The organism is Candidatus Allofontibacter sp., from assembly GCF_038145245.1.
Taxonomy (GTDB): domain Bacteria; phylum Pseudomonadota; class Alphaproteobacteria; order Pelagibacterales; family Pelagibacteraceae; genus Fontibacterium.
In genome coordinates, this window is the sequence record NZ_JAYQPI010000031.1 from 1 (window position 1) to 8824 (window position 8824).

General features: G+C 30.2%; 8 protein-coding genes and 1 pseudogene. 5 read left to right on the forward strand and 4 right to left on the reverse strand.

Translation table 11 applies throughout. The features are described from left to right. A pseudogene (locus tag AC8IGH_RS04355) lies at positions 1-189 on the forward strand (CoA transferase); the annotation flags it as partial. A gap of 14 nt (positions 190-203) precedes the next feature. Then, positions 204-692, forward strand: coding sequence for a hypothetical protein (locus AC8IGH_RS04360; RefSeq protein ID WP_507419497.1), 489 nt, complete (start codon positions 204-206; stop codon positions 690-692). On the opposite strand, the gene AC8IGH_RS04365 is transcribed toward AC8IGH_RS04360, so the two are convergent. Beyond that, positions 689-2143, reverse strand: coding sequence for a phosphomannomutase/phosphoglucomutase (locus AC8IGH_RS04365; RefSeq protein ID WP_507419498.1), 1455 nt, complete (start codon positions 2141-2143; stop codon positions 689-691). The two genes, AC8IGH_RS04360 and AC8IGH_RS04365, sit on opposite strands and share 4 nt — an antisense overlap. A gap of 174 nt (positions 2144-2317) precedes the next feature. Between AC8IGH_RS04365 and AC8IGH_RS04370 the strand changes: the two genes are divergently transcribed. Beyond that, a complete protein-coding gene (locus AC8IGH_RS04370; RefSeq protein ID WP_507419499.1) occupies positions 2318-4258 on the forward strand; it encodes a ribonucleoside-diphosphate reductase subunit alpha in 1941 nt (646 codons plus the stop codon). Then, complete coding sequence (locus tag AC8IGH_RS04375) at positions 4249-5274, forward strand: ribonucleotide-diphosphate reductase subunit beta (RefSeq protein ID WP_507419500.1); 1026 nt, start codon at positions 4249-4251, stop codon at positions 5272-5274. The genes AC8IGH_RS04370 and AC8IGH_RS04375 overlap by 10 nt, the downstream gene beginning before the upstream one ends. A 7-nt stretch (positions 5275-5281) precedes the next feature. Here the strand turns inward: AC8IGH_RS04375 and AC8IGH_RS04380 are convergent, their stop codons facing one another. Genes AC8IGH_RS04380 through AC8IGH_RS04390 form a run of 3 tightly spaced genes read right to left on the reverse strand, consistent with a single transcriptional unit; the run spans position 5282 to position 7991 of the window. Next, positions 5282-6409, reverse strand: a complete 1128-nt coding sequence (locus AC8IGH_RS04380) for a bifunctional 2-methylcitrate synthase/citrate synthase (RefSeq protein WP_507419501.1) — start codon at positions 6407-6409, stop codon at positions 5282-5284. A 2-nt stretch (positions 6410-6411) separates the two neighbouring features. Continuing rightward, complete coding sequence (gene prpB / locus AC8IGH_RS04385; protein ID WP_507419502.1) at positions 6412-7317, reverse strand: methylisocitrate lyase; 906 nt, start codon at positions 7315-7317, stop codon at positions 6412-6414. Between the two features lie 2 nt (positions 7318-7319). Then, on the reverse strand, positions 7320-7991 hold the full coding sequence (locus tag AC8IGH_RS04390) for an HAD family hydrolase (RefSeq protein ID WP_507419503.1): 672 nt from the start codon (positions 7989-7991) through the stop codon (positions 7320-7322). Between the two features lie 129 nt (positions 7992-8120). On the opposite strand from AC8IGH_RS04390, the gene AC8IGH_RS04395 reads away from it, so the two are divergent. Then, the gene (locus AC8IGH_RS04395; protein WP_507419504.1) at positions 8121-8732 is read left to right on the forward strand and encodes a DapH/DapD/GlmU-related protein; all 612 of its coding nucleotides are present in this window, start codon (positions 8121-8123) and stop codon (positions 8730-8732) included. Positions 8733-8824: the final 92 nt, after the last annotated feature.

The window sequence follows — 8824 nt, forward strand, 5'->3', positions numbered from 1 at the left end:
AATTTAAAAGCAGGTAAATTTAAATCAATTGGTATGCCAATTAAATTTTCAAAATCAAAATCTGACAAATCTAAAGCCGCACCTATTTTTGGTGAACATACAAAAGAAATTTTATTAGATTATGAGTTTAGTGAAACAGAGATTGATAGTTTAATTAAAAATAAAATAATTTATTCTTTTTTCAAATAAGTTTAGAAATCTTTTTGATGTTTTTTAAAAAATTATTTTCTCGAAGTAATTTAGTATTAAAAGTAAATGATGGTGGCAGAGCTGCCGCAGGTTACAAAGGCCTAGCAGGAGATTGCGTTGTTAGATCTATTGCTATTGCAACAGGCATGTCATATCAAAAAGTTTATGATGATTTATTTAAGGCTAATCAAGAATTTAGAAATACATCCAAAACAAAATTAGCTAGAAGTTTAAAACAAAAAAACGACAGTCCAAGAACTGGCACTCATAGAGTTGTATTAAACAAATATTTAGAAAAATTAGGCTGGAAATGGACACCAACTATGTTTGTAGGACAAGGTTGCAAGGTTCATTTAAAAAGGGAGGAACTGCCAGGGGGTACGTTAATTGTATCTTGTTCTAAGCATTTAACAGTTGTTATCGATGGAGTTCTTAATGATATTTTTGATTGTTCTAGAAATGGCACTCGTTGTGTCTATGGATACTGGACTAAATCAAATTAAATTTTTTGATCATATTCTCCAATTTTTCCAGTTTTTTGGAGTAAACTATCTATAAAATCAAAGATCTTTTTTTTACGTTCATTTGATGTAGGACTTTCAGTTACCACAACCAAAGAAGGTTTATTAGATGAAGCTCTTATTAATCCCCATGATCCATCTTCTAAAGAAAAACGAACACCATTAACTGTTAAGATATTTGTAATAGCTTGATTGTCGATTTTAATATTTTTTACTTTAAGAATTTCTACTTGTTTTATTATATCTTCAACCACCTGATATTTTTCTTCATCTTTACAAAATGGAGCCATAGTAGGAGTTTGATAAGTTTTAGGTAAATCATTAATTATTTCATTCATTTTTTTATTTTGATCATTAAGTAAATGACAAACCTGGATGGCAGAATTTATCCCATCATCATAACCATATCCTAAAGGATTATTAAAAAAGAAGTGTCCACTTTTTTCAAACCCAGCAAGTGCTTTTATTTCATTAACTTTTCTTTTAATGTGAGAGTGTCCAGTTTTCCAATAGACAGTTTCGCAATTATTTTTTTTAAGAATGTTATCTTTTGCAAACAGACCAGTAGATTTTACATCTACAACAAATTTAGCTCCTTTATATTTTGGGGCAATGTTTCGAGCTATTAAAAGTCCAATCTTATCTGAAAATATTTCTTCACCTTTATTATCGATCACCCCAACTCTGTCTCCATCTCCATCAAAACCAAAACCAACGTCTGCATTATTACTTTTAACAGCTTTTGCAATTGCATGTAACATTTCTAAATCTTCTGGATTAGGGTTATATTTTGGAAAAGTAAAATCTAAATTACAATCTAATTCTACAACTTCACAACCAATACCTTTTAAGATTTGCGGGGCAAATACTCCAGCAGTTCCATTTCCACACGCAACAACCGCTTTAATTTTTTTTTGTATTTTATTTTTTGATATCAGATTATTAATATATAATTCTTTAAATCCTTTGATTTCTTTATAAGAACCTTTGCCTAATTTAAATTTTTGATTTAAAACAATATCTTTAAGTTCATTCATTTCTTCAGGCGCATGAGTTAATCCTTTTTCAATTCCCATCTTAACACCAGTCCATCCATTTTCATTATGACTCGCGGTAACCATTGCAACACCATCTGCATTCAATTCAAATTGTGCAAAATAAACCATAGGTGAGAGTGACAACCCTACATCTTCAACTTGACAACCTGCTAATATGAGACCCTGGATTAGTGATTTTTTTATTTCTTCGCTATAAGAGCGATAATCATGCCCAACAATTACTCTTGGATTATTTTTAGTTCTTTTTGTGATTTGTGTTCCAAGTCCGATTCCTAAATTTTTAATACCGCCTAAATTAATATCATTTGGATACAACCATCTGGCGTCGTATTCTCTAAAACCATTTTTGTTTATGTTGATATCTTTAGAACTCATTAAAAAAATTAGTTTTTTATTTTTAATGGTTTATCAAAATTAAATTTTTTTAATTGACTTTTTTATAGTGTTCTATTAATGTTCTATTGAAGCATACTTATTAATAGTATATTCATGATTTTGTAACACAACATGTAGTTGTTTTACCATAAAAATCTAATAAAATATAGAGTTATGCAAGATAATTTGGCTTTAGCCATCAAGAATCTCGTTTTGGATAAAGGAATCGATATTCCAACATCAACTCCAAAATCTAATGTTCAAGATTTAAAAAAACCAGATCTTTTTTCTTTAACTAAAGAAACAGAATTATTCCAGAATGAAAAAGGGATTACAATTAAAATTGATCGTTCTAAAGATTCAAAATTAACAAATTTTGGCAAAGCAACTTTAGACGATAGGTATTTAGCTGAAGGAGAATCTTATCAAGATTTATTTGCAAGAGTCGCGGCAAATTATGCAGATAATAATTTACATGCGCAAAGAGTCTATAATTACATTAGTAATCTTTGGTTCATGCCAGCAACACCAGTTTTATCAAACGCAGGAACTGATAGAGGTCTGCCAATTTCTTGTTTTTTAAATGAAGCTAACGATAGCTTAGATGGAATTTTAGATCTTTGGTCAGAAAACGTTTGGCTTGCAGCGAGAGGCGGAGGAATAGGTAGTTACTGGGGAAATTTAAGATCTATTGGCGAAAAAATCGGAAGAGTTGGAAAAACTTCTGGAATTATTCCATTCATTAAAGTCATGGATTCTTTGACGTTAGCAATTAGTCAAGGATCTTTGCGAAGAGGGTCAGCTGCTTGTTATTTACAAATTGATCATCCCGAAATTGAAGAATTTATTGAGATGCGAAGGCCAACAGGAGGAGATCCAAATAGAAAAGCATTAAATCTTCATCATGGCGTTTTAGTAACTGATGCTTTTATGAGAGCTGTTGAACTGGATGAACAATGGGCACTTAAGAGTCCGTATGATGGAACTGTTCAAGCGACAATTTCTGCAAGAAATCTATGGATTAGACTTTTAACTGCTAGAGTTGAAACAGGAGAGCCTTATATTATTTTTATAGATACTGTTAATCGAATGATACCGCAGCACCATAAGCTTGCTGGCCTAAGTGTTAAAACTTCAAATTTATGCTCTGAAATTACATTACCTACCGGAGTTGATAAAAATGGAAAAGATAGAACAGCTGTTTGTTGTTTATCGTCAATTAATTTAGAAACATATGACGAGTGGAAGGATGATAAAAATTTTGTTGAAGACATTATGAGATTTTTAGATAACATTTTAAGTGAGTTTATAGAAAAAGCTCCAGACTCTTTCAAAGATGCAAAGTATTCTGCCTATCGTGAAAGAAGTGTGGGTCTTGGCGTTATGGGATTTCATTCATTCTTACAAAAGAATTTAATTCCTTTTGAATCTGTAATGGCAAAAGTGTGGAATACAAAAATATTTAAATATATCGATCAGGAAGTAAATAAAGCTTCAAAAAAACTTGCAGAAGAAAGAGGGCCATGTCCTGACGCTAAAGATTATGGAATAATGGAAAGATTTTCTAATAAAACTGCAATAGCCCCAACAGCATCAATTTCAATCATTTGTGGTGGTTCATCGCCAGGAATTGAGCCTATTGCAGGAAACAGCTACACCCATAAAACATTATCAGGCTCTTTCAACGTTAGAAATAAGTTTTTAGAAGAAGTTCTTAATAAATATGGAAAAAATAATAATGAAACTTGGTCTTCGATCACAACAAGCCAAGGTTCTGTTCAACACTTAGATTTTTTAACTCAAGAAGAGAAAGATGTATTTAAAACTGCATTTGAACTTGATCAAAGATGGTTAATTGATCTTTCGGCGGACAGAACTCCTTACATTTCCCAAGCTCAATCTTTAAATATATTTCTTCCAGCAGACGTTCATAAAAAAGATTTACATCAGATTCATTTTCAATCTTGGAAAAAAGGATTAAAGAGTCTTTATTACTGTAGATCGAAATCTATACAGAGAGCAGAAGTTGTAAGTAAAAGTTTTGTTGCAAGCACATCAGAAAAAACACAGAATGATGAACCTAAAAATTATGAGGAATGTTTGTCATGTCAGTAGCAATTAAAATTCAAGATAAAATTATTGATAAGAATTATTGTGATACTCAAGGTTTGTTAAAAGATAATCCTGTATATAAACCTTTTAGATATCCATGGTGTTATGATGCATGGCTTACTCAACAAAGAATTCATTGGCTACCAGAAGAAGTTCCGTTATCAGAAGATATTAGAGATTGGCAAAAAAAATTAACTCAAGGTGAAAAAAATTTACTTACTCAGATTTTTAGATTTTTTACCCAAGCAGATGTTGAAGTAAATAATTGTTATCTTAGACATTATACGAGTGTATTCAAACCAACTGAAGTTTTAATGATGATGACTGCGTTTTCAGCAATGGAAACAATTCATATTGCGGCTTACTCTCATTTATTAGACACAATTGGAATGCCAGATTCAGAATATTCAGCATTCTTAAAATATAAAGAAATGAAAGATAAGTATGATTATATGCAAAATTTTAATACAAAAAATAAACGTGAGATTGCTAAAACGGTAGCGGTATTTAGTGCTTTTACCGAAGGACTTCAATTGTTTGCAAGTTTTGCAATTTTACTTAATTTTCCTAGATTTAATAAAATGAAAGGTATGGGCCAAATTGTTACTTGGTCTGTAAGAGATGAAACGCTTCATTGCAACTCAATGATTAAAATTTTTAATACTTTTTGTGATGAAAATCCAGGCTTGCTCGATGATAGTTTAAGAAAAGAAATTTATGATGCGTGCAGAACAATTGTTCATCATGAAGATGCTTTTATCGATTTAGCATTTGAAATGGGTGATATTGAGGGATTAACAGCTCAGCAAGTCAAAGATTATATTAGATGGATAGCAAATCGAAGACTGTCCCAATTGCGTCTGAAAGAAATTTATGAAGTGAAGGAAAATCCATTAAGTTGGTTGGATGATATGTTAAATGGGGTTGAGCACATGAACTTTTTTGAAGGTAGAGCGACAGAGTATTCTAAAGCATCTACAAGGGGTTCCTGGGTTGAAGCCTTTGAATTTACGAAATAGTCTAGAATTATCTTTTATCTATTGATTGAACTTTTCGATGAACCGATCCTGTATATTTTGAAAGGGGTCTAATTAATCTATTATCTTTTAACTGCTCAATTACATGAGCTGACCAACCAGTAATTCTTGCCATTACAAAAATTGGAGTAAAAAAGTTAACGTCAAAGCCCATCAAATAGTAAGTAGGACCTGATGGAAAATCTAAATTTGGAAATATATTTTTTTCTTTAATCATTGTTTGTTCCAATATTTTAGAAATTTTAGGAAACTTTTCATTTTTATAAAATTCTGCAGTTTTGTAATAATATTTAGTCATCGTCGGCACTCTAGAATCTCCATTTTTATAAACGCGATGACCAAAGCCAATAATTAAATCCTTATTTTTGATTTTATTTAAAATATATTTTTCAGCGTTTTCAGGCTCTTTAATATCCATGAACATATCCATCACTACTTCATTCGCTCCTCCATGCAATGGACCTTTTAATGCGCTAATTCCACCGACAATAGCACTATGAATATCAGCTAGAGTGCTAGTTATAACTCTAGATGTAAAAGTTGAAGCATTAAAACTATGTTCAGCGTATAAGATTAAAGACACATCAAATGCCTTGACCACATCTTTACTTGGAACTTTTCCAAAACACATATGAAAAAAGTTTTCACTAAAACTTAAATCTTTTTTTGGGTCAATTATATCTAGTCCTTTTCTTGTTCTAAAATTTGCTGCAACAGCAGTTGGAGTTTTTGCAAAAATTTTTATAAATTTACTGTAATTAGCTTGAGTAGTATTTGTTGAAGTTTCAGGATCTTCCAATCCTAAATGACTAACAGAAGTTCTAGTCGTATCCATTGGATGAGCGTTTTTTGGATAACTTTGAATAACTTTTTTTAAATTAGAACTAATTTCTCTATTATTTCTTTCTTCCTCTTGAAATTTAGTTAGTTGCGATTTTGTTGGAAGTTCTCCATTTAATAATAAATATGCAACTTCCTCAAACATACATGTTTCAGCCAGATCTTGAACTGCATAGCCTCTATATGTTAAAGAATTTATATCTGGCATTACCTCTGAAACTTTAGTTTCATCTGCAATAACGCCGACTAGCCCTTTCTTAATCTCACCTTCGGCCATATTTATTCATGTCCTTTTTTAGAAAAATTAAATACTGAACTATCAAATTCAGTATATTTTTCATAATCAACTAATTCATATAATCTTTTTCTAGTCTGCATTTTATCAATTACATTATTCTGATGACCTTCCGTAAATATTTGTCTTAATCCATCTTCAACATTTTTTAATGCCAATCTTTGAGTTGTTACTGGGTAAATAACTAAATTATAACCAAGATTATTAAGTTCTTTAACAGAAAGTAATTTTGATTTCCCAAATTCTGTCATATTAGCAAGTAAATAAGCTTTCGTAGCTTTTCTCATTTTTTCAAATTCTTTTTCATCTTTTAAAGCCTCAGGAAAAATCATATCTGCACCAGCATCGACGTAAGCTTTTACTCTTGAAATTGTCTTATCTAAACCTTCAGAAGCATTAGCGTCAGTTCTGGCTATAATTAAAAAGTTTTTATCTTTTCTAGCTTTTACTGCAGATTTAATTTTTTTGATCATCTCACTTGTGCTAACGATATCTTTATTATCGAGGTGCCCACATCTTTTAGGATTAACTTGATCCTCAATGTGACATCCAGAAATTCCAAAATTTTCGAACGCTTCAATTGTCCTAGCGCAATTCATAGGTTCGCCGAATCCAGTATCAGCATCTACAATTGAAGGTAGGTTTGTAACTCTGGCTATTTGTTCAGCTCTATTTGAAACTTCAGTTAAAGTTGTAAGTCCAATATCAGGAATTCCTAAATCGTTAGCCATAACAGCTCCCGATACATAAACACCATCATAACCGATTTCTTCTATTAATTTTGCAACTAGTGGATTATAGGCTCCAGGGAATCGAATAAGTTTTCCTGTTTTTAATTTCTTTTGAAGGTCTGCTCTTTTTTCAATAGGGTTTTTTTTAACAAAATACATAATCAATTTAAAAAATTTATTTTAGATAATATATTATTCATTTCAGTAAAATCATTAATAGAGTGATCATTGTATATAGTATGCTGATCTTTTTCTGTATACCCACCTTTTACGAGTATAAAACTTACTTTAGCTATTCTTGCAGTTTCTGCATCTGTTTCGCTATCACCAACCATAATACTATCTTCTTTTTTAACATCTAAAATTTCTAATATATTTGTTAAATGTCTTGGATCAGGTTTTCTATATTCAAATGTATCAGCTCCTGCAATGTAATCAAAATATTCAATAAGATTAATTTCTTTAAGAAGTTTTTTGGCCAAAGATTCCATTTTATTTGTACAAATAGCAAAATTAATATTTTGAGATTTTCCCCAATCAAGAAACTTATTAACTCCTTTAATAATTTTTGATTTTTTTGAAATATTTTCTCTATAATAATTAATAAATTCCTCAGTCATTTTTTTATGAATATTTTGATCGAATTTTTTTTCTTCTTCTTTCAAAGAACTTAAAATCATATTAGCAGCACCTCTACCAGCCAAATAGCGTATGTCTGTAAGTGGTTTTTGATCATAGCCAAATTTTTGCATTACATAATTATGTGCATCCATTAGATCAGGAGCGGAGTCTACAAGAGTTCCATCCAGATCAAAAACTATTGCTTTGCTCATAAATAAATAAAAAAATAGTAGTTAAAAGAAATAATTTGTGAGTTAAATTATCAAAATCATTACTATAGTAACATTCATCGAATAGCAATAAATCATAAATTTGAATTAAAGTTATTTGTAAATTTAATTATGATTGAGACTGAAAAATTGTTACAAAATAAAATTAGAAAAGCTGCGATAAAAAAAGGAGTTAAATTAATTTCTCCAGAATCTATTTATTTATCTTTAGACACAATTTTTGGAAAAAATGTTTTAATCGAACCTTATGTCGTAATTGGTAAGGGTGTTAAAATCGGAAATAATGTTAAAATTTTAAGTTTTTCATATTTAGAAAAAACAAAAATTGGAAACAATGTAACTATTGGACCATTTGCAAGATTAAGACCCGAAACAGTTTTAGAGGATAATTCTAAAATTGGAAATTTTGTTGAAATTAAAAAATCTAGAGTTGGGAAGAATTCTAAAGTTAACCATTTAAGTTATATTGGAGATTCAGTGTTAGGAAAAAATGTTAATGTTGGCGCCGGAACAATTACTTGCAATTATGATGGCAAGAATAAATATAAAACTAAAATTTTAGATAATGCTTTTATAGGTTCAAATAGTTCTTTAGTTGCCCCGGTTAAAATAGGAAAAAATACAGTGATCGGAGCAGGATCCACTATTACCAAAGATGTAAAAAACAACGCTCTTGCTTTAAGTAGAGTTTCTCAAAGAGAATTTAAAAAAAGAAAAAAATAAAAATAATTTATGTGCGGTATTATTGGTATTGCCAGTTATAAAGATATTTCTAAAGAAATTTTAGAATCATTAAAAAAACTCGAATATCGAGG